Here is a 24,877-nt window from a genome sequence, read left to right as displayed (position 1 = left end):
CGCCGCGTCGCGGGGTGCGGCAGGACACGCCCTACAGACCGGTCGGCCCCTGGACGGTCACCCCGGAGGTGAAGACGCGGACGCCGTGCTGCTCGATCGACACGTTCACGCGGCTGCGGCCCGTGCGGTCGGGGACGGGTGTCCCGACCACGACGACGGCGGGGGCGTCGAGTTCGACGTACCGCGCGAAGTTCGTGCTCATCCCGGTGACGGTCGACGCGCCGTCGCAAGCGGCGTTCGCGGCCTGGCGGGCGGCTTCGAGGAGCAGCATCCCGGGCACGTGATCGACCGCGTGGTCGAACAGCACCGGGTGCCCGGGGTCCACCCGTAACATCCAGCGGCCCGGCGCCATGCCCGGAGCGGGTGAGAGCACCACGTCGGCCGGGGAGTCCCGGCCCACCCGGAGCGGCTCCACGGGCGGACCGGCCGGGAGGCAGGCGGCGAGCGCCTCGTCGGATTCGGCGTAACCCCCACGCAGCCGCCGGTATATGGCCGGCGGCTGGTTGTTGAAGCGGGTGAGCGCGGTGCCCATCAGCCGCTCCCCCAGGTGGACGTCGACGCGCATCGTCATACCGGCGAACCTGCTGCCGCGGCGGACCACGTCCGAGGAGGACACCACCAGGCGCACCTCTTCCTCGACGGTGGTCACCAGCGACGCCGACGGCTCCACCGTGAAGCTGAAGTCCTCCCACGCCTGCTTGTACTCCCGCGGGACGTCGTGCACCGCGTGGGACAGCAGCGGGACCGTCTGGCGCACGCTCTCGGCGACCAGCATCGGGTCGTACGACCCCCCCGACGGACGGTAGAAGGCGTGCCCCCGCGGCCAGCGCGCGGTGACTTCGTAGCACCCCGGAGCCGACTCGGCCCACGACGTGAGCAGGACTTCCTCTCCCCGAAGTTTGTGCACCTGCCACTGGTGCACCTGCTGCCGCTGGACTGGTCTCGCTTCACGGTTCCGAACGGAAACAGACAACTTGGCCCCCCAAGATCGATTGTTTCGGCGATCGGCTACGCAGAGGCGCAGGAGCGGCACTCCGCGTGCTCGGTTCCAAAAATAATGTTCCTTTTCTTTTTTCGCGTCAAGGGGGGTGAAGGTGCGAATCTCACTTGTGGTGATTTGTTGATCTATACAAACCAAGCCCACCAGAACGGACTTGCCCGCACCTCCCCCCACCCGGATAACATAAGGAGCATTCTTTTTGAGAGGGTGAGAGGTATGGCACTGAAGCAAGAGCGGGCGGAGCAGACCCGTCGGGCACTTCTGCTCGCCGCGGCCGAGGTCTTCGACGAGTACGGGTACGCGGGGGCCAGCATCACGCGCATCCTCAAGCGCGCCGGGGTGACGGCGGGGGCGCTCTACTTCCACTTCGGCTCCAAGGAGGACCTGGCCAAGGCGGTGATGAACAGTCAGCCGGACACCCTCGTCCCGCTGCTCGCCGCCAGCGGGCTCCAGCGGCTCATCGACCTCACCCTCGTGTGGTCGTGGCAGTTGCAGCGCGACCCGCTGCTCCGGGCCGGCGTGAGGCTGACGAACGAGCAGTCCTCCATCGACGGCTCCCTGAACGCCGATCCGTACGAGAAGTTCCGCGGGATCATGGGCTCCTGTCTTGACGAGGCGCGGGAGCGCGGCGAGCTGCAGCCCGGCATCGAATCGATCATGGTCGCGGAGTTCGTGATCTCCGCCTGCACCGGGATGCAGATGTACTCCAACGTCGTCAGCGGCCGCAGGGACCTCCCCGAGCGCACCCAGCAGATGTGGAACCTGCTCCTCCCGGGCATCGCGGTCCCGGCCGTGATCACCCGCGCCGAAGCCACCCCCGCACGCGGCGCCGCGATGACGCCCTGAGCGCCGGACCGCCGGCGCGCCCGACCCGGTCCCGCCCCGCCCGGTCCCGCCCCGCCCGGTCCTGCCCCGTCCCGGCCCCGCACTGACCTGACCTGACCTGACCTGAACTGACCGCCCTGGCTGTTGTGCCTGCTCTGCCTGTACCGAACGTCCACGACGATCATCTACGGAGCCGCATGATCTCCCTGCGCCTGGCCGCCCTCAACATCGACGGTGTCCTGCTCAACGACACCTTCAGCCCGGTCATCCACCACTTCGTCGTCAGCAGAGGCGGTACCTACTCCGCCGACCTGGAGCGATCGATCTTCTCCCAGCCGCAGCACATCGCCGGCCGGCTGCTTTCGGCCGCCGTGGGCGGCGGCATGACGGGAGAGGAGGCACTCGCCGCGTACTTCGAGGACCGCACCGCCCACCTCGACCGCCACCCGGTCACGGTCACGCCGGGCACGCGCGACCTGCTCCTCCGACTGCGGAGCGCGGGTCTGCGCACGGTCTGTTACGGCGGTCTGGGCAAGGATCACTTCGACCGCCATCTGGGCCACTACGCCGACCTGTTCGACGGCCCCGGCTACGTCTGCACCAACGACATCCGACCCGGCCTCAGGGAGGTGACCGAGGACGTGTTCGGGCTCCGCCCCGGCCAGGCCCTCTTCGTCGACGACGTCGCCCGGGTCGCCGACGTGGCCCGCGAGCTCGGCACCGCTTTCGTCGGCCGCCCCTCCTCGTTCGTCCACAGCCACCAGTCCGCTCTGATGCGTGAGGCGGGCGTACGCCACGTGATCAGCGGTCTCGACGCGCTCGACGACGAGCTGCTGCACCGGATCGACCGGGAGATGAGCTCGGAGACGTTCTGGAGATCGCCGCTGCCCGCGGTCGGACCGGCCCGGTGCGCGTGACGCCGGGGGGGCACCTGCTGCAAGGGAAAGTGGCGCTGATCACCGGTGCCTCCAGCGGCATCGGTGCCGCGGCGGCCCGGCACTTCGCCGACGAGGGTGCCACCGTCGTGCTCGTCGCCCGCAGGGCCCGGCTGGTCGAGGAGGTGGCCGAGCGCATAAGGAAGGACGGAGGCCGGGCGGTCGCCGTACCGGGCGACGTCACCCGCCGGGCGGACATGGAGCATGCCGTGGCCATCGCGGTCGCCCGGTTCGGCAGGCTCGACTGCGCGTTCAACAACGCCGGTTACGTCAGCACCGGAACCGTCCTGCACGAACTGCCCGACGACGCCTTCGACCGCACCATGGACGTCAACGTGCGCGGTGTGTGGAACTGTCTGCGCGCCCAGATACCCGCCATGCTGCCGAGCGGGGCCGGCTCCGTCGTCAACACCTCCAGCGTCGCGGGCGTGCGCGCGACCTCCGCCTCGGCGCCCTACGTGGCCGCGAAACACGCGGTCATCGGGCTGACCAGGGCGGCGGCAGCCGAGTACGGCGAGCACGGCATCCGCGTCAACGCGCTCGTGGTGGGCAGCACCGACACGGAGATGATGGACGGTGTCCTGTCGGCCGGCCCCGCCGTGAGCTCCGGCTTCGGTGGCAAGGCGATCCAGCAACGCCTCGCCGATCCGACCGAGATCGCCCGTGCCGCCGCCTGGCTCTGCTCGGACGCCTCGTCCTTCACCACCGGATCCGCCCTCGCGGTGGACGGCGGCAGAACCGCGAAGTGACGGGGGTACGCCGCAGGCGCCCGCGGCCCCCTGGTGAAGGGGCGGCGGGCGCCTGCGGCGTACCGGCGGAGGGAGGAACGTCAGACCTGAACCGCGGTGGGCCGGTCCCCGATCTGCTCGGAGCGGGGCGCGGTGGCCGCCTCGGGCTTCGTACGGTCGGCGAGCTTCAGCCAGATGACCCCGACGATGATGACGGCCAGCCAGATGCCCTTGGCCAGGGTGAGGGTCTCGTCGAAGAAGAGCGGGCCGAGAACCGCGGCGCCGACCGCGCCGATTCCCGCCCAGACGGCGTAGCCGATGCTCACGTCGATCGTGCGGAGAGCGAGGCTCAGCGCGTAGAGCGTCAGCAGGAAGAACACCACCGCGACCAGGGACCAGGTCAGGACGGTGAAGCCCTCGCTGCCGCCGACGGCGAGCGCGTACCCGATCTCGAAGACTCCGGCGAGCAGGAGGGAGAGCCAGGCATTGGTGGAGCTCTTGGCTTCGTTGGACATGGGAGGTGAGTCCTCTCTCAGGGAGGTCGTCAGGTGGTTGCGGGGGGGGTGCGCGGACTGCGCCGTGCGTGCGAGGCGTACGGGGCCGGGAGTCGGGCTCCGGGCTCAGGCGGAACCGCTCAGCTGCAGGCCGACGACGCCGCCGATGACGAGGAGAATGCCGATCGCCTTGTTCACGTTCAGACGCTGGCCGAAGAACAGCGCTCCGAGGATGGTGATGCCGACGCCCGCGACGGACGTCCACAGGGCGTAGCCGACGCCGACGTCGAAGGTCAGCAGCGCCTTGCTGAGGAAGAAGGTCGCGGCGGCGCCGCTGGCCAGGGTGATGCCGGTCCACTTGCGGTTCTTGAAGCCCTCGGCCTTTCCGGCGGCGATGGCGACCAAGATCTCGAAGGCGACGGCGATGGCGAGGTAGAGCCAGTGCATGGGAGTTCCTTCCGTGCGGTGAATGGGCGGGGATGAACGGGGTGAGCGGGAAGTACGAGTCAGCCGGGAGTACGGGGAATCGCGGCGAAGGGCGCCGGGCTGCGGTGCCGTGAGGCCACGCGGCGGAGGTCCGGTTGCTAGCGCGGGGAGCGGCTCAGGGTGAGGAAGTCCTGGAACGGCTGTTCGGCCTCGGGGAGTTGCAGCGCGGTGACCTTGACGGGCCACTTCTCCGGGTCCTCGGCGAAGACGGCGTACGAGCTCGTGTAGTCGAAGCCGTACCGGGCGGCGGTCCTGCGGTCGGCGGCGTGCACGATGTGACCGATGCCGGCGAACCGGGCCGCCAGATAGCACAGGGCGCAGGGCTCGCCCGAGGCGATCAGCGTGGCGCCCGCCACGGCGTGGATGCCGTACTTGGCGGCGGCTTCCCTGAGGGCCACGACCTCTGCGTGCGCCGTCGGGTCGTTGTCCTCGCGGACCCGGTTGAAGCCCGTCCCCAGGATGCGCCCACTGCCCACGACCACGCCGGAGAAGGGGATCCCGCCCTGCGCGACGTGCTCGCGGCTGATCCGGACCGCCTCGTGGGCGTAGGCCAGCAGTTCGCTTTCGTTTGTACCCATGAGCAGTTCGTCTCCCGAGTTGCCCTGCATCGATCGCCCTGTGCGGCCATTTGCCTGCACATGCAAGCGGTAGCTTTCACAATTCCCCGCCGGCAACGTGCCCTGCGGGAACTAATCTTGCATGTGCAAGTAATCACTGTCAAGCGTGTGCGTGCGCACGGGCGTTGTCCAGGGTCGCCAGCGGCTCCAGCACCCGGGGGTCGAACGCGGCCTGGACCGTCCCCGCGGCCACCCTGCGCGGCAGGTCGGGGTTGGCCAGCGCCCCCGTCCCCACGGCCAGCACGTCGGCGTGCCCCTCGTCCAGCACGCGCCGCGCCACGGCTTCCTGGTGCAGCCCGCCGTTGGCGATCACGGGCAGTCCGGTGGCCGTCCGGGCGAGCGCGGGCAGCGTCCGCCCCTCCGGGAACCAGTCCCGTCCGCTTCCCGCCAGATGCAGGTAGTCGGCCCCGGCCGCGGCGGCCGTCGTGAAGACCGCTTCCGCCTCGGCGTCCCCGCCCGGCCATCGCCAGGCCGGATCGTTGATCTTCCCCTGCGAGAAGCGGACGCCGACCGGGAAACCGGCCCCGGTCGCACCTCTGACCTCGGCCGTCACCTCCCGTACGAGCCGGAGGCGTTCCTCGACCCCCCCGCCGTACTCATCGGTGCGCAGATTGGTGTACGGGGTCAGGAACTGGTCGAGCAGATAGCCGTTGGCGGCGTGGATCTCCACCCCGTCGAAGCCGACGTCACGGGCGCGTGCCGCCGCGGCGGCGAAGCCGTGCACGGCCTCGGCGATCTGGCGGCGGGTCATCTCCATCGGCACGGGCCAGGGCCCCTCGCCCCGGTACTTGGCCAGTTGCTCGCCCAGCGGCCGTACCGACGACGGGCCGGCGGCCCGGTCGCGGAACCGGTTGCCCTGCGAGACGGCCCCGGCGTGCATCAGCTGGAGGACGACGCGCGCGCCCGCGGCATGCGCTCCCTCGACGACGGGCCGCCAGGCGGCGGCCTGCGCCTCGTCCGTGATTCCGGGCTGGTGCAGGTAGCCCTGGCTGAAGGCCCGGTCGGTGTAGGTCCCTTCGGTGATCAGGAGCCCGAAGCCGCCCTCGGCGTACGCCGCGTAGTACGCGGCCATCTCCTGGGTGGCCCGGCCGTCCTCGGTCGCGGAGACCCGGGTCATGGGGGCGACGGCGTACCTGTTGCACAGCTCCAGCCCCGCGAAACGGCAGGCCGTGAGCGCGGGATGCGTGCCGGGCCGGTTGCCGGAACCCGCGGCGGGATGCGTGGCGGCCACCTCAGCAGCTCCCGTCGATGCCGCAGGAGGCGCCGTAGACGTCGCCCTCCGCCTGCTGCGCCCGGGCGTCCAGGATCGCCTTCCGCAACTGGGCCGGACGCGGAACTCCCTCGATCCGGGTGTCGCCGACGAGCAGAGTGGGAACCGACTGCACCCGGTGGGCCGCCGCCTCCCGCAGGGCCTCCTGATGCCTGGCGCGATAGGTGCCGTCCGCCAGCGCGGCCCTGAACCCTCCCTCGTCCAGGCCGATCTCGCCGGCCAGGGCGACGAGGACGTCGATCTGCCCCAGGTCCTGGTTCTCCTGGAAGAAGGCGCGGAACATCCGCTGGTTGTAGGCGGTCCCCAGGTCGTGCTCGGCCGCGTACTGATAGCCCTCGAAGGCGAGAGCCGTGTACGGCTGGGGGGACACGGCGGGGAGCGTGATGTCGACGCCCAGGCGACGGGCCATGGGGTAGACGGCCCGTTCCCAGATGCTGGGCAGGTACTCGTCCTCCGGCCGCAGGGTGGGCTGGGGGTGGGGACGCAGCTCGAAGGGCATCCACTCGACCTCCACCTCGGCGCCGACGTCCTTGATCGCCTCTTCCAGCGGGCCTTCGGCCAGCATGCAGAAGGGGCAGACGTAGTCGGACCAGATCTTGATCTTCACGGGTTCAGCCATGCGCCGACCTCCAGGTCATTGATCGCGCAAGCAACAACATCCCGCGACGGCGCGGCAGGAGTTGACGGACGACCAGAAGGTTGCAGGATCATGCAGTTTTATGTCAAGTCTCCCCGCGTCCGATGAGGCGGCTGGCCGGGAGAGCCGACCGGAACCGGCCAGAAGCACCGACAGCGGAGGGGGCGGCGGCACGTAGTGGGAAACCCCTTGCGAGAGCGCTCCCACACCTGAAAGATCCCCGCATGACCTCTCCGTCGCCCCTGCTGCGCCCGTACCGCCCCGAGGACCGCGAGGCCCTCTTCGACATCTGCGTACGTACGGGGCACGTGGGCGAGGACGCCCGCCACCTCTACCCCGACCCCGATCTGCTGCCGAACATCTTCGCCGCGCCCTACGCCGCCCTGGAGCCGGAGCTGGCGTTCGTGGTCGAGGACGGCGGGCGCGCGGTCGGCTACATCCTCGGTACGGCGGACACCGCGTCCTTCGTCGACCGCTACCGCGCCGAATGGCTCCCCGGCCTCGCCGAGCGCTACCCGGCCCCCGGGCGCCAACCCGCTTCCCGCGCGGAGGAGATGACCGCCCTGATGCACGCCCCCGAGCGCATGATCGTGCCGGAGCTGGCCGACTATCCGGCCCACCTGCACATCGACCTGCTCCCGACCCACCACCGGGCGGGGCACGGGCGGCGGCTCATGGCGGCCTTCCTCGACGCCCTGAACGAACAGGGCGCCAAGGCGGTCCACCTGAGCACGCTCACCGCCAACACCCGGGCCCGCGCCTTCTACGACCGCGTCGGCTTCCACGAGATCGCCGTTCCGGACGCGGGGACCGTGACGTATCTGGGTCGCTCAACTCAGTAACGCATAGGCCGCGTTGAACAGGATCAGCGTATGCACGAACCGCCCCGTGCGCGTGGGCGGATACCGCCACGCCAGCGGCCAGGTGTCACCCCCCAGCGCCGGTACGGGAACGTAACTGATGCGGCCCGTAGCCGCGTTGAACGTCGTCACCACACGCGGCCACGGCCGCCCGACCGTCGAGCCCGGCGGCACGAGGAAGTACACCCCGCGCCGCCCGTTCGACTCGGTGACGACGGGTCCCGGTTCGCCGCCTACCAGCTCCTCCATCAGGTCGGCCAGCCGCCGCCCGTCGTCGCCGTCCACGCGGACGGCGTCGAATTGCACGCCCGCCTTGCGGAGATGAAATCCGGAGTCCGGAATCCACTCGGCCCTCAGCCCACCATTAAGTGCGTTCACGAGACGATTGTGACCCCGATCACCTAGCGTTCTCGCTACCTGCCGAGGTGCGTCGCACAGCCGTTGACCTGCTCGAACTTCTCTGAAGTGGGGTGGAATTCAACGACTTCGCTTAGTGACCGGTTGAGTTCGGTTGAGTCGAAAAGAGATCGCGTAATGGCGAGTGCTGAGAACAAGCAGACCGCGAGCCCGATGGCCCTCATGGTGGCGGAAGTGGCCCGGACGATGCGTATCCAGCGGGGCTGGACACAGGAACAGCTCGGTCACGAGCTCGGCTACTCGGCAGCGGCCGTCAGCGCCATGGAGACGTGCGCGCAGCCCGCGAGCGACGCGATGCTGGTCGAGTTGGAACGGGTGCTCGGCAACGGGACCTCCCTGTTCGAGAGCGCGCGGCGGTTCATGCGGATGGAAAAGTACCCGCGCCAGTTCCAGGACTACGCGCTGCTGGAGCAGGCGGCGATCAGTCTCCAGCTGTTCGCTATGACCGTCATCCACGGGCTATTCCAGACGGAGGCCTACGCACGCGCGCTGATCGGCGGCGCGTACCCGCCGCTCTCCGACCAGCGCGTGGAGGAGCTGGTCCAGCTGAGGATGGAACGCAAGGTCCTCTTCGACCGCGAGCCGGTTCCGATGATCGAGGTCATCATCGACGAGGCCGTCCTGCGCCGCGTCATCGGCAGCGAGGAGATCATGCGGGAGCAGTTGCTCCATCTCGTGGAGTGCGCTCGCCGCCGCAATGTCACGCTTCTCGTGCTGCCGCTGGACGCCGGTAAGTACGGGGAGTATGCAGGAGATCGCGGTTCGATGAGCCTGCTGGAGACTCCGGCGCACGAGCATCTCGTCTACCTGGAGCCGCAGGACGAGAGCTTGCTGATCAGCGAGCCGGCAAAGGTGAGCATCTACGCGCAGCGCTATGCGATGATCCGGTCACAGGCCCTGGGTCCTCGTGAATCGCTGGACCTCATCAAGCGGTTGGCAGGAGTAGCGGTATGAGCAGCACCCTCCGATGGTTCAAGTCGAGCTACAGCAGCGGCAGCGGCGGCGAGTGCATCGAGGTCGCCTTCGCCTGGCACAAGTCCTCGTACAGCAGCTCCAGCGGCGGCGAGTGCATCGAGGTCGCCACCTGCCCCCACGCCGTCCACGTCCGTGACTCCAAGGTGCCCGACGGGCCCGCCTTCGCCGTCGCACCGGACGCCTGGTCCGCGTTCCTCGGCTGGACGGGCTGACAACCCTCCATACCAGCCCTGGTGGTCTGCCTCCTGGCGTGCGTCAACCACCACGCCAGGAGGCAGACCGCTCACCGAAGGTGTGACTCCGTCACGGAGCCAGCTTGACGGAGTTGATCGGCGTGAAGTCGTAGTCGTAGTACGTGCCGGCCGCCTGGTTGCCCCCGCAGCCGGTGCCGTTGGAGCCCGTGCACCGGTACGCCTTGGCTCCACCGGTCTGGTTGTTGAACCAGCGCTTCATGCCGATCTGGTCGTAGATCCTGTGGGTGCCGTACGAGTAGAACGCGTGGCTCGGCTGGTCGCCGTTCCAGCTCGCGTTCGGGTAGAGACAGACGGCCCCGGACGGGCAGCCGTGGACCGTGGCCGCCGCCTCCACCGCGGTGGCGGTTCCGCCCAACGTGAGGACGGCACCCGTGGCGAGCGCCGTCGCGGCGATAGCAGTCCTCGTGATGGTGCTCCGAATCTGACGCATGCGCGTTTTCCCCCATCTGGTTGGTCTTCAGTCGCTCATCGCACGTTGAGGAGCGTCTACCACGATGATGAGGAAGCCCGCGCAAACGGGTCCAAGGGTTTTCATCGCACGGAAAACGGATGCGTTCATTCGGGGGATCCATGGAACTCCGTATCCATTTCACAGCAGACGACCTGACACGCATCACGGTGGCTCCCCGGCCCGACCCCATGTGGGAGCTGGTCAACAGCCTGCACGCCCTCCAGGCCCGGCGCACCGCCCCCGCCCACGCTCCGTGGCTGGAGCATGTCCGCGGACGTCTGGCCAGAAGCGACCTGAGGGAGCCGATCCGGCTGCTCACCACGCTGGTGCCGGCCCGGGGGAGGTTCCCCGACTTTCTGACCCCACCCCACAAGGGCGGGATGGAGGTCGCCCGTGACCTGATCCGCTCCACGCCGACGGATCGCGTGCGCGCCGAGCTTGCCGCATGCCGCACGCAGCGGACGCCGCCCGACCGGCTCCGGCGGCTCGCGGAGGGCGACCGCACCGCCCGGCAGGAGCTCGACCTCGCGCTGACCGTCTACTTCCGCGAACTCCTCGTCCCGCAGCGGCAACTGATCGACGACGTGGTGCACAGCGACCGCGCGCACCACAGCCGGGACCTGCTGGAAGGAGGCGCCGAACGGCTGCTGAGCACGCTGTCGCCCTGCATCCGCTGGGAGCCGCCGACGCTGGTCGCCGCCTATCCGCGCGACGGCGACCTCCACCTGCGCGGTCGCGGCATCTCGCTGATCCCGTCCTTCTTCTGCACCGGGCGTCCCATCACGCTCATCGACCCCGGCCTCCCACCCGTCCTGGTCTACCCGGCGAGCCGTCGCTCCGGCTGTACGGAGACCCTCGACGCCCTGCCCGAACTGCTCGGCCGCACACGGGCCATGGCTCTGTGCGCCCTGGCCTCACCCTGCTCGACGGGCGAACTGGCCGTGCGGATCGGTGTGTCGATCGCGAGCGCGAGCAAGCACGCGTCGGTGCTGCGCAAGGCAAGGCTCGTCACCAGTACGCGCAGGGGCTGCGAGGTCGTGCACGCGCTGACCCCGCTCGGGCGTGAGGTGGCACAGGGGCGGAGGCGCGGATCGTGGTGCGGTGAGTGACGGCTGCCGCCCCCGGCCGCACATCGACGGCAGCTCCTATTCCGCTATTCCGCCGCGGCCAGGTCGCGGGCCCTCAGCGCCAGCCACAGGTCGTAGCGGGCGCTCGGGGGCCGGAGCAGCGAGCGCTGGAGGACCGTTTCGAGGCGGGTCAGGCGTTTGCGGGCGCCGGGCACGCTGATGCCCAGCTCGGCGGCGGCCGGGCCCAGGCGGCCCTCGCAGCGCAGCCAGGTGCGCAGGGTCTCCTCGGCCCCGAGGACGGGGGCCAGTTGCTGGTCGGCCCAGTGCCGTACGGCGGGGCGGCGCAGGATCTCGTCGAGCGCCCGCGCCGCCTCCCGCGTACCGGCCCCGGTGGGGGCGTACGGGGCGGGCTCGGTGGTGCACGCCGGGGCGGGGGTGGCGCGGACGCGCAGGGCCAGGTCGAGGGCGGCCTGGTCGGCGAGCCGGTGCAGGTCGAGGCCGAGCAGCTCGCCGATGAGCCGCAGCCGGGCGGCCAGGGTGTTGCGGTGGACCTTGAGGTGGTCGGTCGCGTGCGACGAGAACGCCAGCCAGGAACCGGCCGTGGCCGCCAGCTCCTGGGCCCCGGGGTCCTGCGCGCGGCGCGGCACATGGGTCAGGAGCGGGGTCAGCAGGCTGTTCGCCCAGTGCCGCCCGGCGGGCCCGACGACGTACGCGGGATCCGGCGAGATCCCGAACCGGGCATGCCGGGAAGGCAGTTCGCGGGCGACGGCCAGGGCGTGGAAGGCCTGTCGGTAGCCGGTCGCGGTGTCGGCCAGCGGCACCGGTTCGCTGACGCCCACGACGCAGTCCCCGACCCGGGCGGCGACCGCCTCGTCCGTCGGGCCGGAAACCGGATCCGCCGCCTCCGCGGGCATCACCAGGATGAGGTGGCGGGCGTAGACGGGACACCGCACGATCCAGGACCGGCCCCCGTCCGCGTCCGCGCAGACCCGGGCCACCTCGTCGCGGCCGTCGCCCGAGCACTCCACGACACACACCCGTACCGGATCGGGAAGCCGGGGGCGCAGCGCCCCGGCGACCTGCTGCGCGATGGAGAGCTGGCCCGTCATCAGCAGGTGCAGCACCGCCTCGCGGCCCCGGGACTCCGCGAGGTCCACCCGGCGGCGCTTGCGCTCCAGGGTCTCGGCCTGGCGGCACACGGACAGCGGCAGGACCACGTCGGCGAGCAGCGTGGCGAGCCCGGCGGCCGCGGGCCGGGGGGTGACGACGGCGAGCACGGGGGCGGTGCGGTCGTCGGCGCTCAGCGGGAACAGCAGGGCGGTGTGCGCACCGGTGTCGAGGGCGTACGACCGGGCCCCGCGCCCGGTGAGGGCGCTCGTGCCCTCGGCGACGAGCCCGGCGACATCGGGGACCACCGCGCGTGCCGTACGGGCCGCCGCGTGCAGCACCGTCCCGTCCGGTCCGACGAGCCCGGCCCAGCCCCCGGCCCGCCCGGCCAGCCAGCGCAGCAGTTCGGCCGTTCCGCCCGTGCGGGCCAGCCGGTGCATCAGCAGAAGGTCGTCCGCACGCTCCTGTGCTCGCACCTGGTTCCCCGTTCCCCGCCCCGGAAGCGGCCGTAGCGCGGGCGGACCGTGCCGCACGGCTGACTGTGCGGACGGTTACCCCGGCGGCCGCCCCACTGGGCGCATTGAATCTCCCGTCTCCCTACCCTGCGTTCTATCGTCCCAACGTGTTCCAGCCAGTCGGGGGGCGGCTTCGGAACAGGGGGTACGGGGGTACGGGAACGCGGCGGCAGCGGCTCACGGGGGTGGTCGCTGTCGTCGGTTTCCCGCCCCGCTCCGATTGTCAGTGGTGCCTCCTATCGTCGATGCCACGGGAGCCGGAGCCGGTCTCCGGCTCCGGCTTTCGACGTGCCAGGAAAGGCCCCCATGGAGTTCCGGATCGAACGCAGTGCCCTGACCGACGCCGTGTCCTGGGCGGCCCGTGTCCTGCCCGTGCGGTCGCCCGTCCCCGTGCTCGGCGGACTGCTGCTGGACACGGAGGGCGGCGGCGAGGGCGGCGGCGGGCCCCTGCGGATCTCCGGGCTCGACTACGAGGCGTCCGCGCGCATCGACGTGGACGCCGAGGTCGTACGGCCCGGGAAGGTGCTCGTCATGGGGCGGCGGCTGCTGGACATCTGCAAGGTGCTGCCCGAAGGTCCCGTGGAGTGCGCGGTGGAGGGCTCGCGGTTCACGGTGTCGGGCGACGGGGCCCGCTTCGGCCTCTCCGTGCTGCCGCTGGACGACTACCCGGCTCTGCCCCCGCTCCCGCAGGTCCGGGGCGCGGTGGACGCGGAGCTGTTCGCGGCGGCCGTGGCCGATGTGGCGGTGGCCGCGGGGCGCGACGACACCCTGCCCGCGCTCACCGGAATCCGGCTGGAGCTCGACGGCGACACGATGACGCTCGCCGCGACCGACCGCTACCGCTTCGCCGTACGGACCCTCCCGTGGAAGGCGACCGCTCCGGGCGAGGCCGCCGACGTCCTCGTCTCCGCCCGCCGCCTCACCGAGATCGCCCGCTCGCTGGGCCGCTCCGGCCTCGTGAGCGTCGCTCTGGACGCCGGTTCGGCGGGCTTCGAGCACGCCGGGACGCGGACCACGGTGCGGCTGCTGGAGGGCCGGCTGCCGCGCCACGAGAAGCTGTTCGCGATGGCGGACCCGGCGGTCGCGCTGGTGGACCGGGCCCGGCTGACCGAAGCCGTCAAGCGGGTCTCCGTCGTCGCCGACGGGGACGGCCCGGTGCAGATGACCTTCTCCCGTGCCGACGGCTCCGTGACCCTCCGCGCGGGGTACGAGGACGACGTGGCGTCCCAGCGGCTGCCGGCCGCCCTGGAGGGGGCCGAGGAGCTGACGGTGGCCTTCAACCCCGGCTATCTGGCCGACGCCCTGGCCTCCTTCACGGAGCCGTCCCTGCGGCTCCTGCTGCTGGGGGCCGGACAGCGCGCGATGATCACGGACGAGGCGGGCACGGACGTCCACCGGCACCTGCTGATGTCGGTGAAGCCGCAGTTGGGGTGAGATGACGAGGTGAACGGGACGGGCGGGACGAGCGGGTTCGACGGGACGGGCGAGACAGGCGAGTTCGGCGACGCGGGCGTGACGGGCGAGTTCGACGGGACGGCCCTGCGCCGCGATCTGGCCGAGTTGCTGGCGGGGGCCGGCGTCCTCGACGTGGACATCGACGACGCGATCGCGGACGAGCACGTGCGATCGTCCGCGTACCGCCGCGTCGTCCTGGCGACCGCCGCCTCACGGAGCCGGGAGCGGGACCGCGCGGTCGTGGCCGCGATCCTGCGCGATCCCGACGAGACGGCGTCCAAGACGGCGGTGGTCGCCCTCGTGGACGGGATCGCGATGGAGGCGACCGGCCCCGCCGAGTTCCGGCAGTGGTCGGCCTGGCTGCTGCCGGAGACCGGCCGGCTCAGGACCGGGGCGTACCGCGCGTTCATCCGCCGCCGGGTCCACGACTGGCTGTTCCGCCTGTCCGTCGAGGACGGTCACGTGCCGGCCCGCGCCGAGCTGGCGGAGGTCACGGACTGGATGCAGCGCTGCCTCGCCGAGAAGTCGACGTCGCCGGCGGTGCTCGCCCTGCTCGCCGAGTCGGGCGGCACGAGGAAGATCCGGAACATCGCGGAGGACCGGGCCCGGAAGCGCGGGACGGGAGCGCGCTGACCACGCTCGGGACGCCGAAAGGGGGCGCGCCCGGCGTGAGCCGGACACACCCCCGTTCGGGTGGGGTCTCTCGGAAGTCCTCAGGGCCTCACGGGCCGTTCGGGACCGCCGCCGCACCTGCCTTCGGTGCGGTACGGAGTCAGCAGCTCAGGTTCGGACCGGTGGTGGTGCCGAGGATCTGGGTGAACTGCGTGAACTTGTTGATACGGCTCTGGACCTGCGCCGGGTTGCCGCCGTTGCACTCCAGGGCGCCGTTGATCGAGCGGATCGTCTCGCCGAAGCCGGCGTTGTTGACGATGGCGTTGTGCGGCGTCATGGTGCCGGGGCCGTTCTGGGTGTTCCAGTACCAGAGGCCGGTCTTCCACGCCACGGCGGGATCCTGCTCGACCAGGTACGGGTTGGCCAGGAGGTTGATGCCCAGGGCGTCACCGGCGGCCTTGTAGTTGAAGTTCCAGCTCAGCTGGATCGGGCCACGGCCGTAGTAGGCGGCCTGGCCGGCCGGGCAGCCGTAGGACTGCGTGGTGTCGCAGTAGTGCGGGTAGTTCGCCTCGTTGACTTCCTTGATGTAGAAGAGGCCGCCCGTCTCGTGGCTGACGTTGGCGAGGAAGGCCGCGGCCTCGCGCTTCTTCACCTCGTCGCTGCCGGTCTTGGCGAAGGCCGGGAAGGCGCTCAGGGCGTCGGTCAGGCCCTTGTAGGTGTAGAAGGCGTTCCGGTTCGGGAACATCTGGTTGAACTGGGCCTCGCTGACGACGAAGCCGTTCCCGCCCGGGTTCTCGCTGCCGGAGCCACAGGCCCCCTTGTCGGCCCAGACGTCCGACGTGCCCGGACGCTCGTTCTGGGTCCACCACTTCGCGGTGTAGTTGCGGCCGTTGTACGAGACCGCGCCCCCGTTCGTGTAGACGGAGGAGGAGCTCCAGGCCGTGGCGCAGGTGGCTGCCTGCGCCGTGGCGGCGGGAAGAACGACGAGCGCCGCGACGATCGCGCTGAGCGCGACCAGCAGACTCATGACACGTCGGATCACGTGATCACACTCCTTAGACGCGGCGCGACGTCCGGCCTCGCCGCCGTGGGGGGTGCCGACACTCAAGCGATAGTGGTCTGGACCTGTCAAGGTCTAGACCAGCATCGGTAAAGGTGCCGGTCCCACCGGTTTCCAGCCGCCGCCACCCCCGCCGATCACGTCAAGAGGGCCCTCAACAGCCGCTATTCCGGGAGGAGTACATCCGCATCCCCCGCGAACGGGGGCGGAACCGAAGGTAAAATCTTCCGGCTCCGCCCAGCATGCGGACGGGTCGGGACCGTTCCGGACGGCCCGCGGACCCCGCACGCTCAGCAGGTGAGTCCGGACCCCGGGGCCACCCCGACGATGCCGGTGATCCGCTCGTACCGCTCCACCCGCGCGGTCACCGAACCCGGGTTGCCGCCGTCGCACTCCAGGGCGCCGTTGAGCGAGCGGATCGTCTCGCCGAAGCCCGCGCCGCCGACCATCGCGTCGTGGGACGTCATGGTGCCGGGGCCGTTCTGGGTGTTCCAGTACCAGAGGGCGGTGGCCCAGGCGACGGACGGATCCCGCTCGACCATCCAGGGGTCGTTCAGCAGGTCGAGCCCGAGGGCGTCCCCGGCGGCCTTGTAGTTGAAGTTCCAGCTGAACATGATCGGGCCGCGCCCGTAGTACGCCTCACGCCCCGCCGGGCAGCCGAAGGGCTGGGTGTCGTCGCACTTGCGCCAGTAGTTGGCCTCGTTGATCTCCTTGACGTACCTCAGCCCCACCGACTCGAAGTCCGCGTGCGTCAGGAACGCCGCCGCCTCCCGGGCCCGCGTCTGCGGCGTACCGACGTTGGCGAAGCGCGGGTAGGCGTGCAGCGCGTCGATCAGCCCCTGGTAGGTGTAGAAGGGGTCGCGGTCCGGAAAGATCTCGTCGAACCGCTGCTCGCTGATGACGAAGTCGGACACCCCGCCCGCGCAGGCGCCCCGGTCGGCCCAGGCGGCGCCGGCGCCCGGGTTCTCGCCGTGCGTCCACCACTTGGCGCTCCAGTTGCGCCCGTGGTGGGAGACGGTGTCCCCGGCGCGGTAGTCGGCCGAGGCTCTGTGGAGCGGTGCGCAGCGCTCGGCGGCGGGGGCGGCGGCCGACGCGGCGGGGGCCGCCGTCACGAGAGCGGCGGCGAGGGTGGCCAGGGCCGCCGGAACGGTCAGGAACCTCTTGGCGCGAGCGAGGCGGTCGGTATGAGCGAGGCGGACGAGGCGATCGGCACGGGCGATGCGAACGGTGCGAACGATGCGATTCAGGGCTGCTCACTCCTTCGGCGCGGCACACCGAGCACCCCGGCAGGCCGACATGACGGGCCACCACCCAAGCCCGCATGGTCTGGACCTGTCAAGGTCTAGACCATCAACCGCCGTACTGTCCGCCTAAAGTGAGTCACCGTGGACGACACCGACGACGGCACCGGCAACGAATCCGGCCGCTTCCCGTGGCACACGGCCCAGCGACACGCCGCACAGGGCGACTCCCGCCAGGTGGCCGACCTGGCGGTGGAACTGACGGAACGGATCGACACCGCCACCAAGGAGACGGACGAGCACCGGCGTCAACTCGCGCATCTCGTCCGGGTGCTGGCCATCACCCCCGGCCAGGACAGCCTGACCCGGCTGCTCCGGCTCTTCGACCGCCAACAGGGCCACGGGGTCGACCTCGCGCCCCGGTTCGTCGCCTCGCTCCTGGCCGAGCACCGGGAGGCGGCCGACCTGGTCGGCCCGGTCTCCGAGCGCGACGCGCAGGGCCGGCTGGACGAGCTGCGCATCTGCCTCTTCCACGAGCTGCTCCTGCGGGGCGTGGACGTGGACGTGTTCGGGCAGATGAGCGACTGGACGCGCGTGATGCACGGCGGCCATCCGCTGGCGTGGCTGCCACGGCACCGCAGCGCGCTGGAGACCCGGATCGTCCTCCCCAGCAGGTCGGTCGACGGCGGCGCACGCAGTGTCGGCGTCACCCTGCCGGCCGAGGACCGTGTCGACCCGCCGGCGCCCCGTACGACGGAGCGGTCGGCGCTGGTGGACTCGGCGACCCTGGACCTGCATCGGACGATCATCGCCGCGCCGGAGGCGGGCGGCTGGGGGCACTCGGAGGCCTGGCTCTTCCGGACGGACGAGGACGTGGAGCCGGACCGGGTCCCCGCGCTGCTGCCCACCCTGCCGATGGGATGCGTCGAGGGCCTCGGCGCCACGGGCCGCTTCGAGATCGCCCGCCGTCCCGCCGACGCGATCTGGAGCCTGCTCTTCGCCACCGCGTCGCTCGGCAGCGCGTACCACCACGGGGCGCACGGCGCGTTCGGGCGGCTGTGGGCCTGGAAGTCGATGGCGGCCCTCGGCGGGGCCCCGGCGGACGCGAGCGCGGAGGAGGTGGAGCGCCACGTCCGGCGGACGACGTGGTTCCACTTCGAGTCGGACGCGGAGTGGTTCTGCAACGACGCCTTCACCGACTACGGCATCGCCGCCCTCTCCCCCGACCGCCGCCGGATCACCGTGCTCGCGGCGACCGACACCGACTGAGGCGGCGGACGACGCGTCGTGCCCGTCGTCCGCCGCCGCGGTGTCGCTCGCCCGTTCCCTAGAGGAACGAGTTGATCTCGATGGTCTCGGTCCGGCCGGGGCCGACGCCGATCGCGGAGATCGGTGCGCCCGACATCTCCTCCAGGGCCTTCACGTAATCCTGCGCGTTCTTCGGCAGGTCGGCGAAGGTCTTGGCCTTGGTGATGTCCTCGGACCAGCCCGGCAGGTTCTCGTAGATCGGCTTCGCGTGGTGGAAGTCGGTCTGGTTGTACGGGAGTTCCTCGACACGCTTGCCGTCGATCTCGTACGCCACGCAGACCGGGATCTGCTCCCAGCCGGTGAGGACGTCCAGCTTGGTGAGGAAGAAGTCGGTCAGGCCGTTCACCCGGGTCGCGTACCGCGCGATCGGGGCGTCGAACCAGCCGCAGCGGCGGTCACGGCCGGTGGTGACACCGCGCTCGCCGCCGATGCGCCGCAGCGCCTCGCCGTCCTCGTCGTGCAGCTCCGTCGGGAACGGACCGGCCCCGACCCGCGTCGTATAGGCCTTGAGGATGCCGATGACCCGGCTGATCTTCGTCGGGCCCACACCGGCGCCGGTGCAGGCGCCGCCCGCGGTCGGGTTCGACGAGGTGACGAAGGGATACGTGCCGTGGTCGACGTCGAGCAGGGTGCCCTGGCCGCCCTCGAAGAGGACGACCTTGCCCTCGTCGATGGCATCGTTCAGGATCAGGGTCGTGTCGGCGACGAACGGCTTGATCTGCTCCGCGTACTGGAGCATGTCCTCGACGACCTTGCCGGCCTCGATGGCCCGGCGGTTGAAGACCTTGGCCAGGAGCTGGTTCTTCTGCTCCAGGGCCGCCTCCACCTTCTGCTCCAGGATCGACTCGTCGTAGAGGTCCTGGACGCGGATCCCCACCCGGTTGATCTTGTCGGCGTACGTCGGACCGATGCCCCGGCCCGTCGTGCCGATCTTGCGCTTCCCCAGGAAGCGCTCGGTCACCTTGTCGAGCGTGACGTTGTACGGAGTGATCAAATGAGCGTTGCCGCTGATCAGAAGCTTGGACGTGTCGACGCCTCGCTCGTTCAGACCGCTCAGCTCGGAGAGCAGGACCGCCGGGTCGACCACGACACCGTTCCCGATGACCGGGGTACACCCCGGCGACAGGATTCCGGAGGGGAGGAGATGCAGTGCGTACTTCTGGTCGCCTACGACGACCGTGTGACCGGCGTTGTTACCGCCTTGGTATCGCACGACATAGTCCACGGATCCACCGAGGAGGTCGGTGGCCTTCCCCTTGCCCTCGTCACCCCACTGAGCACCGAGCAGCACAAGTGCGGGCACAGGCGTACACCCCTTCCGGGCGGGGCATGTCCAAGGTCAGGGGGCGTACGTAAAGGTCGTACCTGCCGTACGACGATGTACGGCAAAGCCTGAGCCGTCGAACCGGGTGCCCCGGAATAGACGAAGCCCCTGGCGCAATAGCGCAAGGGGCTCTTGCACCAAGATGCTACCCGAGGAAGGACCGAGGTGTCGGCTGCAGAGCCCCCCGGCGACGGCGACGACCAGCTCCTGGTGGTCATCGACCCGGTCGCCCGCCGGACCGACGGCGAGTCCGTCCGTATCGCGAAGGACGTGCTGAGCGCCGGTTCACACGCCAAGATCTGCCTTCCGGACACCCCCGAGGAGTTCGCGCGGGCCCTGTCCCGGCGGGGTTCGCGCAGGCCCGTGGTGGTCGGTGACGATCGCGCGCTGCTGCGCGCGGTGGCCCATCTCCACCGCGAACGGGAGCTGGCCGCCGGCGTCCTCTCCCTGATCCCCGTCGGCGCGGCGCACGCCCTGGAGGTCGCCCACGCCCTCGGCGTCCCCCGGGGCGCGGTGGCGGCAGCACGGACCGCGCTGGACGGTGCGGTGCGGCGCCTGGACCTCCTGGTCGACGACAGCGACGGCGTGGTCCTCGGCCGGCTGCGCATCCCCGCCCCGGCCCCGCAGCCCGGCTCCGGGGGCCCGCACACGGGCGTCACGGCCGTCTGGGACACCTGCCGCTCGCTGATGACGTCCCTGGTCCGCCCGGCCCCGGTCGCCGCCTCCACGCACCCGGGCACGCACCGGCTGCGCATCGAGGCGGACGGGGTGCTGCTGAGCGACCTGGACACGCCGGTCCGGGGCGTCTCGGTGACGTCCCAGGGCGGCGGGGGCCTGGCCGACGTCGTCGTCCGCACCGCCTCGGGCGAGGACGTGACGGCGGAGGCCAAGGCCGTCACGGTCTCCGGCGCGGACTTCCGCTACCGGGCGGACATACAGACCGCGGGGCCGGTGCGCACCCGGACCTGGACGGTCCGGGCGGGCGCCTGGGGGCTGATGCTGCCGGGCCCGGCGAGCGCGGCCGGCACCGCGGGCGCACGCTGGTAGGAGACGGCCCGAGACGTCCCGGAGGTGACCGTCATGACCAGGATCGCTGTCGGATGGCACATCGACCTCGCATTCGAGGAGGACACCCACCGCACCCGCGCGGCGGCGCTCGTCCGCCTCTCCGACGGAACAGAGGTACGCGCCCACGGCTACGCCAGCCGCCATCCCTCGGACACCGACCAGCAGCGGGTCGGCGAGGAGATCGCGGGGGCCAGAGCGCTCAACGAACTGGCGATGAGACTGCTGACCAAGGCGCACGACGAGATCGACGAGGCGTCGGGCAGGTCGTCGTACCCCCTGACGTGACACCGGGCTCCGGGCGCGGCACACCGGGCGTTGGGCGCGGCGCACCGGGCGTTGGGCGCGGCACACCGGGCGTTGGGCGCGGCACACCGGGCTCCGGGCGCGGCGCACCGGAAGCGGAACCGCGCCCGCGCGCCCTCGCGTCCCCCCGGGCATGGAGATCCAGAACTCGCGGCGGGAAGCCCTCCTCGGAACCGCCGGCTGCCTGACCGCTTTCGCCGGAGCGCTCGCGGGCATCGTGCTCTGGGCGCCGCACGGCAAGGGCGGACTCCTCGACGGCTTCGAGGGCGCCTCCAACTGGAACGTGCTCTGGGTCGGCCTGCCCCTCATGGTCCTCGGCGGGATCGCGGCCGCCCTCGCCGTGTTCTTCCTGGTCCGGGGCGACTGGAAGCGGGCGCTCGGCCTCGTCGCGGCCATCGCCGTCCTCTTCGGCCTCGGCGTCGGCGTGGACGCGCTGGCCGGAGCACCGAGGCCGGAGTGCTACGACCCGTGCTGAGCCGTAGGCCGAGCCGCCCGCTGAGCCACCGGCCCGTGCGCTACACCTCCGCCCGCAGCTCCTTCAGCCCCCGGATGACATAGCCCGGCTGCCACTCGGGCTCCGCCGTCATCCGCAGCGCGGGCGCCTTGCGGAGCAGCTCACCGAAGGACGCGGCCAGCTCCAGCCTGGCCAGGGGCGCGCCCAGACAGAAGTGGATGCCCGCGCCGAAGGTGATGTGCGGGTTGTCCTGACGGGACAGGTCCAGCGTGTCCGGGCGGGCGAACCGCTCCGGGTCCCGGTTGGCCGAGCCGAACAGCAGCGCCACCTCCGCGCCGCGCCCGATCACCTGGCCGTCGATCTCGATGTCGTCGAGCACCCAGCGCTCGAACATCTGCAACGGGGTGTCGTAGCGCAGGAGTTCCTCGATCGCGCGGGGCAGCAGCGCGGGGTCGGCGCGCAGGGCGGCGAGCTGCTCCGGGTGGTGGAAGAGCGTGCGCCAGCCGTTCACGGTGGTGTTCACCGTCGCCTCGTGGCCCGCGTTCAGCAGGAGCACGCAGGTCGAGATCATCTCCTGCTCGGTCAGCCGCTCGCCCTCGTCGTGGGCGGCGATGAGCGCCGAGACCAGGTCCTCGCCGGGGTCGGCGCGCCGCTCGGCGATGAGCCCGCGCAGATACGCGGAGAAGTCCACGGAGGCCCGGACGGCGGCCTCGGCCGTCTCCTCGGAGGGGTTCAGCTCGAACATCCCGCAGATCGCCGCCGACCAGGGCCGCAACAGTCCCCGGTCCGCCTCCGGGACGCCCAGCATCTCCGCGATGACCGCGACCGGCAGCGGCTCCGCCACCTCCGCCAGCAGGTCCCCGCCGCCCTTCGCCACGAAGGCGTCGACCAGCCCGGCCGCCAGCCGCCGTACGGTCGGGGCGAGGTTCTCGACCGTACGCGGGGTGAACGCCTTGGAGATCAGCCGCCGGATCCGGGGATGGTCGGGGGCCTCCAGATCGAGGATGCCCTGCCCGTTGAGCGTGGTGAACGGCTCGTGCGCGGCCGGCGGCGGGGTGCGGCCGAACTCCTCGTGGCTGAAGCGGTGCAGATACGTCCGGCCGAGGCGCCGGTCGCGCAGCAGGGCCGACACGTCGGAGTGGTGCGGGATCAGCCACTGCCCCGTCGGCTCGAACCAGTGCGCCCGGCCGGCGGCGCGCAGCGCGGTGTAGGCGGGGTAGGGATCGGCGACGAACGCGGGCGACCAGGGGTCGAAGGACACGTGCATGACCCGACGCTACCCGCGCCCGCCGCCGGCGCAGGAGGTGTCCCCGCCCGCGCCGCCCGCCCCGGCCGTACGGGGATGCTGCCCGGGGTGCTACCCCGGCGTGACCAGCCGCGCCTCGTACGCGAACACCGCCGCCTGCGTGCGGTCGCGCAGCCCCAGCTTCACCAGGATGCGGCTGACGTGCGTCTTGATCGTGGACTCGGCGACGATCAGGTGCGAGGCGATCTCCGCGTTGGAGAGCCCCTGCGCGATCAGGACGAGCACCTCCGTCTCGCGCTCGGTGAGATCACCGATCCGGGCCAGGGCGGGCGGGCGCGGGGTCTCGGCGAGCTTGGAGAACTCGGTGATCAGCCGGCGGGTCACCGTCGGCGCGAGCAGCGCCTCGCCCGAGGCCACCACCCGTACCCCGTCGGCGAGCTGCCGGGCGGAGGCGTCCTTGAGGAGGAAGCCCGAGGCCCCGGCCCGCAGCGCCTGGTAGACGTACTCGTCGAGGTCGAAGGTCGTCAGCACCAGCACCTTCGCGTCGGCGTCCCGCGCGACGATCTCGCGGGTCGCCTCGATGCCGTTCATCTCCGGCATGCGGATGTCCATCAGGACCACGTCGGGACGCAGGGCGGTGACCTGGGCGAGCGCCTGGCGCCCGTCGACCGCCTCGCCCACGACGGTGATGCCCGGCATCGCGTTGAGCAGGACCGAGAAGCCCTCGCGGACCATCATCTGGTCGTCGACGATCAGGACCCGGATGTCGGTGTCGCTCATGCGCCGCCGCCCCGTTCGACGACGACCGTGTCCGCGTCGCCCGTCGCGCCCGCCGTGAAGCCGGCCGTCTCCCGCGGCTCCGGACCGTCCGACAGCGGTACGGGGAGGAACACGGCGATCTCGTACCCGCCGTCCTCGGTCGTCCCGGCCGTCATCTCGCCGTTCAGCATCGCGACCCGCTCCCGCATCCCGGTGATCCCGTGCCCGGCCCCCGGCGAGGGCTTGACCAGGCCGCGCGGGGGTCCGTTGACCACGCGCAGCCCGAGCCCGCCGAGGACGTAGCCCAGCTCGACCCGGGCGGAGGAGCCCGGCGCGTGGCGCAGGCTGTTGCTCAGGGCCTCCTGGACGATCCGGTACGCCGACAGCTCGACGCCCTGCGGCAGTTCGCGGACGGCCCCGGTGATCACCTTCTCCGTCTCCAGGCCCGTCTCGCGGACGTTGTCCAGGAGCCCGTCGAGCGCGGCGAGGGTGGGCTGCGGGGCGTCGGGCGCCTCGTAGTCCTCCGCCCGGACGACCCCGAGGACGCGGCGCAGCTCGGTGAGGGCGGCCACGGCGTTCTCCCGGATGGTGACGAAGGCCTGCTCCAGCTCCGGCGGCGGGTTCTCGACCCGGTAGGGGGCGGCCTCGGCCTGGATCGCGACGACCGACATGTGGTGGGCCACCACGTCGTGCAGCTCCCGGGCGATGGTGGTGCGCTCCTCCAGCAAAGTGCGGCGGTCGCGCTCGACGGCGGTGACGGTGCGCTGCACGGTGACCTCGCGCTCGGCGTCGCGCCGGATCTGGACCACGGCGACGACGAGCAGCGCGAAGGCGGAGAGCGTCACCACGGGCGCGGTGATCGACGGGTCGCCGCCCTCCAGGAAGACCCCGAACAGCAGAATCAGCAGCCACATCCAGGCGGCCGTACGGGGCCTGGTCCGGGCGGCCACGACCACCAGGACCACGATCTGGGCCATGAAGGCGCTCGGCCCCCACAGCCCGTCGCTGCCCAGCACGGCACAGAGGACGGTCCCCAGGATCGAGGCCCAGAACGCGGCGACCGGCCGTACCAGGGTCATCGCGACCGGGATCGCGGGCACCAGGCCCATCAGCAGGCGGAACTCCCACTCGCTGAACCCGGCCATCATCACGAGGAAGGCGGCGAACAGCACCAGGGTGTGCGGGGTCCAGACAGCCACCTTCCGCAGCCCCTCGGGCAGCCGCCGTATCAGCCGGCCGTCGGGGTTGAGCGGCGGCAGCGGCCGGTAGGCGAGCACATCGCGCATCAGGTCGTTCCGCAGGCCGTCCATCGCTCCTGCGGCCGCCCGGAACTCCGGGCTGCTGGTCTTCGTCTGGGTCTCGGTCACGCTTCCACGGTAGGCGGCGGCGGACGGCGGGTCGTCCGCATC

General features: G+C 71.3%; 28 protein-coding genes. 13 read left to right on the top strand and 15 right to left on the bottom strand.

What is annotated here, in order from left to right:
- Positions 1-31: 31 nt before the first annotated feature.
- Positions 32-922, bottom strand: a complete 891-nt coding sequence (locus OG245_RS20145) for a ScbA/BarX family gamma-butyrolactone biosynthesis protein (protein ID WP_371624887.1) — start codon at positions 920-922, stop codon at positions 32-34.
- A 294-nt stretch (positions 923-1,216) separates the two neighbouring features.
- On the opposite strand from OG245_RS20145, the gene OG245_RS20140 reads away from it, so the two are divergent.
- The 3 genes from OG245_RS20140 (at position 1,217) to OG245_RS20130 (ending at position 3,509) form a co-directional block, all read left to right on the top strand.
- Positions 1,217-1,846, top strand: a complete 630-nt coding sequence (locus OG245_RS20140) for a ScbR family autoregulator-binding transcription factor (protein ID WP_371624886.1) — start codon at positions 1,217-1,219, stop codon at positions 1,844-1,846.
- A 176-nt stretch (positions 1,847-2,022) separates the two neighbouring features.
- Entirely contained in the window at positions 2,023-2,742 is a 720-nt protein-coding gene (locus OG245_RS20135) for an HAD family phosphatase (protein WP_371624885.1), read from the top strand.
- 29 nt (positions 2,743-2,771) lie between these two features.
- Positions 2,772-3,509 (top strand): SDR family NAD(P)-dependent oxidoreductase, encoded by a 738-nt coding sequence (locus tag OG245_RS20130; RefSeq protein WP_371624884.1) that lies wholly within the window; start codon positions 2,772-2,774, stop codon positions 3,507-3,509.
- 80 nt (positions 3,510-3,589) lie between these two features.
- Here OG245_RS20130 and OG245_RS20125 read toward each other — a convergent pair whose 3' ends face one another.
- The 5 genes from OG245_RS20125 to OG245_RS20105 all read right to left on the bottom strand — a co-directional run bounded on the left by OG245_RS20125 (position 3,590) and on the right by OG245_RS20105 (position 6,974).
- Positions 3,590-4,003 carry a multidrug efflux SMR transporter gene (locus OG245_RS20125; protein WP_371624883.1) on the bottom strand — a complete coding sequence of 138 codons (414 nt, stop codon included), beginning with the start codon at positions 4,001-4,003 and terminating at the stop codon, positions 3,590-3,592.
- 105 nt (positions 4,004-4,108) lie between these two features.
- Positions 4,109-4,429, bottom strand: coding sequence for a multidrug efflux SMR transporter (locus OG245_RS20120; protein ID WP_371624882.1), 321 nt, complete (start codon positions 4,427-4,429; stop codon positions 4,109-4,111).
- Between the two features lie 137 nt (positions 4,430-4,566).
- Positions 4,567-5,046: a nucleoside deaminase gene (locus OG245_RS20115; RefSeq protein WP_371624881.1), complete on the bottom strand. Its 480-nt coding sequence runs from the start codon at positions 5,044-5,046 to the stop codon at positions 4,567-4,569.
- A gap of 139 nt (positions 5,047-5,185) precedes the next feature.
- Positions 5,186-6,316 carry an NADH:flavin oxidoreductase gene (locus OG245_RS20110; RefSeq protein WP_371624880.1) on the bottom strand — a complete coding sequence of 377 codons (1,131 nt, stop codon included), beginning with the start codon at positions 6,314-6,316 and terminating at the stop codon, positions 5,186-5,188.
- 1 nt (position 6,317) lies between these two features.
- A complete protein-coding gene (locus tag OG245_RS20105) occupies positions 6,318-6,974 on the bottom strand; it encodes a DsbA family protein (RefSeq protein WP_371624879.1) in 657 nt (218 codons plus the stop codon).
- A gap of 242 nt (positions 6,975-7,216) precedes the next feature.
- Here OG245_RS20105 and OG245_RS20100 point away from each other — a divergent pair, with 242 nt between their 5' ends.
- The gene (locus OG245_RS20100) at positions 7,217-7,834 is read left to right on the top strand and encodes a GNAT family N-acetyltransferase (protein ID WP_371624878.1); all 618 of its coding nucleotides are present in this window, start codon (positions 7,217-7,219) and stop codon (positions 7,832-7,834) included.
- Here OG245_RS20100 and OG245_RS20095 read toward each other — a convergent pair.
- A complete protein-coding gene (locus OG245_RS20095; protein ID WP_371624877.1) occupies positions 7,823-8,230 on the bottom strand; it encodes a hypothetical protein in 408 nt (135 codons plus the stop codon). The two genes, OG245_RS20100 and OG245_RS20095, sit on opposite strands and share 12 nt — an antisense overlap.
- A gap of 156 nt (positions 8,231-8,386) precedes the next feature.
- On the opposite strand from OG245_RS20095, the gene OG245_RS20090 reads away from it, so the two are divergent.
- Together OG245_RS20090 and OG245_RS20085 are read left to right on the top strand one after the other, a co-directional pair.
- Positions 8,387-9,223, top strand: a complete 837-nt coding sequence (locus OG245_RS20090; RefSeq protein WP_371624876.1) for a Scr1 family TA system antitoxin-like transcriptional regulator — start codon at positions 8,387-8,389, stop codon at positions 9,221-9,223.
- The gene (locus OG245_RS20085) at positions 9,220-9,456 is read left to right on the top strand and encodes a DUF397 domain-containing protein (RefSeq protein WP_371624875.1); all 237 of its coding nucleotides are present in this window, start codon (positions 9,220-9,222) and stop codon (positions 9,454-9,456) included. Before OG245_RS20090 ends, OG245_RS20085 begins: the two co-directional genes overlap by 4 nt.
- A 91-nt stretch (positions 9,457-9,547) precedes the next feature.
- Here the strand turns inward: OG245_RS20085 and OG245_RS20080 are convergent, their stop codons facing one another.
- The gene (locus tag OG245_RS20080; RefSeq protein ID WP_371624874.1) at positions 9,548-9,928 is read right to left on the bottom strand and encodes a hypothetical protein; all 381 of its coding nucleotides are present in this window, start codon (positions 9,926-9,928) and stop codon (positions 9,548-9,550) included.
- Between the two features lie 140 nt (positions 9,929-10,068).
- Between OG245_RS20080 and OG245_RS20075 the strand changes: the two genes are divergently transcribed.
- Entirely contained in the window at positions 10,069-11,058 is a 990-nt protein-coding gene (locus OG245_RS20075) for a transcriptional regulator (RefSeq protein ID WP_371624873.1), read from the top strand.
- A gap of 44 nt (positions 11,059-11,102) precedes the next feature.
- Here the strand turns inward: OG245_RS20075 and OG245_RS20070 are convergent, their stop codons facing one another.
- Complete coding sequence (locus OG245_RS20070; RefSeq protein WP_371627930.1) at positions 11,103-12,563, bottom strand: helix-turn-helix domain-containing protein; 1,461 nt, start codon at positions 12,561-12,563, stop codon at positions 11,103-11,105.
- Between the two features lie 381 nt (positions 12,564-12,944).
- Between OG245_RS20070 and dnaN the strand changes: the two genes are divergently transcribed.
- Complete coding sequence (gene dnaN / locus OG245_RS20065; protein WP_371624872.1) at positions 12,945-14,072, top strand: DNA polymerase III subunit beta; 1,128 nt, start codon at positions 12,945-12,947, stop codon at positions 14,070-14,072.
- A 9-nt stretch (positions 14,073-14,081) separates the two neighbouring features.
- The gene (locus tag OG245_RS20060) at positions 14,082-14,726 is read left to right on the top strand and encodes a hypothetical protein (protein ID WP_371624871.1); all 645 of its coding nucleotides are present in this window, start codon (positions 14,082-14,084) and stop codon (positions 14,724-14,726) included.
- Between the two features lie 139 nt (positions 14,727-14,865).
- Here the strand turns inward: OG245_RS20060 and OG245_RS20055 are convergent, their stop codons facing one another.
- Positions 14,866-15,747, bottom strand: coding sequence for a glycoside hydrolase family 19 protein (locus OG245_RS20055; RefSeq protein WP_371624870.1), 882 nt, complete (start codon positions 15,745-15,747; stop codon positions 14,866-14,868).
- Between the two features lie 308 nt (positions 15,748-16,055).
- Positions 16,056-16,877 carry a glycoside hydrolase family 19 protein gene (locus OG245_RS20050; protein ID WP_371624869.1) on the bottom strand — a complete coding sequence of 274 codons (822 nt, stop codon included), beginning with the start codon at positions 16,875-16,877 and terminating at the stop codon, positions 16,056-16,058.
- 273 nt (positions 16,878-17,150) lie between these two features.
- Here OG245_RS20050 and OG245_RS20045 point away from each other — a divergent pair, with 273 nt between their 5' ends.
- On the top strand, positions 17,151-18,275 hold the full coding sequence (locus tag OG245_RS20045; RefSeq protein WP_371624868.1) for a DUF6183 family protein: 1,125 nt from the start codon (positions 17,151-17,153) through the stop codon (positions 18,273-18,275).
- A 58-nt stretch (positions 18,276-18,333) separates the two neighbouring features.
- Here OG245_RS20045 and OG245_RS20040 read toward each other — a convergent pair whose 3' ends face one another.
- Positions 18,334-19,617: an adenylosuccinate synthase gene (locus tag OG245_RS20040; protein WP_371624867.1), complete on the bottom strand. Its 1,284-nt coding sequence runs from the start codon at positions 19,615-19,617 to the stop codon at positions 18,334-18,336.
- A gap of 186 nt (positions 19,618-19,803) precedes the next feature.
- Between OG245_RS20040 and OG245_RS20035 the strand changes: the two genes are divergently transcribed.
- From OG245_RS20035 to OG245_RS20025, 3 genes are all read left to right on the top strand, one after another.
- Complete coding sequence (locus OG245_RS20035) at positions 19,804-20,685, top strand: diacylglycerol kinase (protein ID WP_371624866.1); 882 nt, start codon at positions 19,804-19,806, stop codon at positions 20,683-20,685.
- Positions 20,686-20,718: 33 nt separating this feature from the next.
- A complete protein-coding gene (locus OG245_RS20030) occupies positions 20,719-20,991 on the top strand; it encodes a DUF1876 domain-containing protein (protein WP_371624865.1) in 273 nt (90 codons plus the stop codon).
- Positions 20,992-21,142: 151 nt separating this feature from the next.
- Positions 21,143-21,484: a hypothetical protein gene (locus OG245_RS20025; RefSeq protein WP_371624864.1), complete on the top strand. Its 342-nt coding sequence runs from the start codon at positions 21,143-21,145 to the stop codon at positions 21,482-21,484.
- 40 nt (positions 21,485-21,524) lie between these two features.
- Here OG245_RS20025 and OG245_RS20020 read toward each other — a convergent pair whose 3' ends face one another.
- The 3 genes from OG245_RS20020 to OG245_RS20010 form a co-directional block, all read right to left on the bottom strand.
- Entirely contained in the window at positions 21,525-22,730 is a 1,206-nt protein-coding gene (locus OG245_RS20020) for a cytochrome P450 (protein ID WP_371624863.1), read from the bottom strand.
- A 90-nt stretch (positions 22,731-22,820) separates the two neighbouring features.
- Entirely contained in the window at positions 22,821-23,489 is a 669-nt protein-coding gene (locus OG245_RS20015) for a response regulator transcription factor (RefSeq protein WP_050358460.1), read from the bottom strand.
- Positions 23,486-24,835, bottom strand: a complete 1,350-nt coding sequence (locus OG245_RS20010; RefSeq protein WP_371624862.1) for a sensor histidine kinase — start codon at positions 24,833-24,835, stop codon at positions 23,486-23,488. The genes OG245_RS20015 and OG245_RS20010 overlap by 4 nt, the downstream gene beginning before the upstream one ends.
- Positions 24,836-24,877: the final 42 nt, after the last annotated feature.

This window comes from Streptomyces sp. NBC_01116 (assembly GCF_041435495.1).
In the GTDB taxonomy this organism is placed as follows: Bacteria; Actinomycetota; Actinomycetes; order Streptomycetales; family Streptomycetaceae; genus Streptomyces.
Note: the sequence above shows the minus strand (reverse complement) of the source record. Positions and strands in the feature narration are given on the sequence as shown.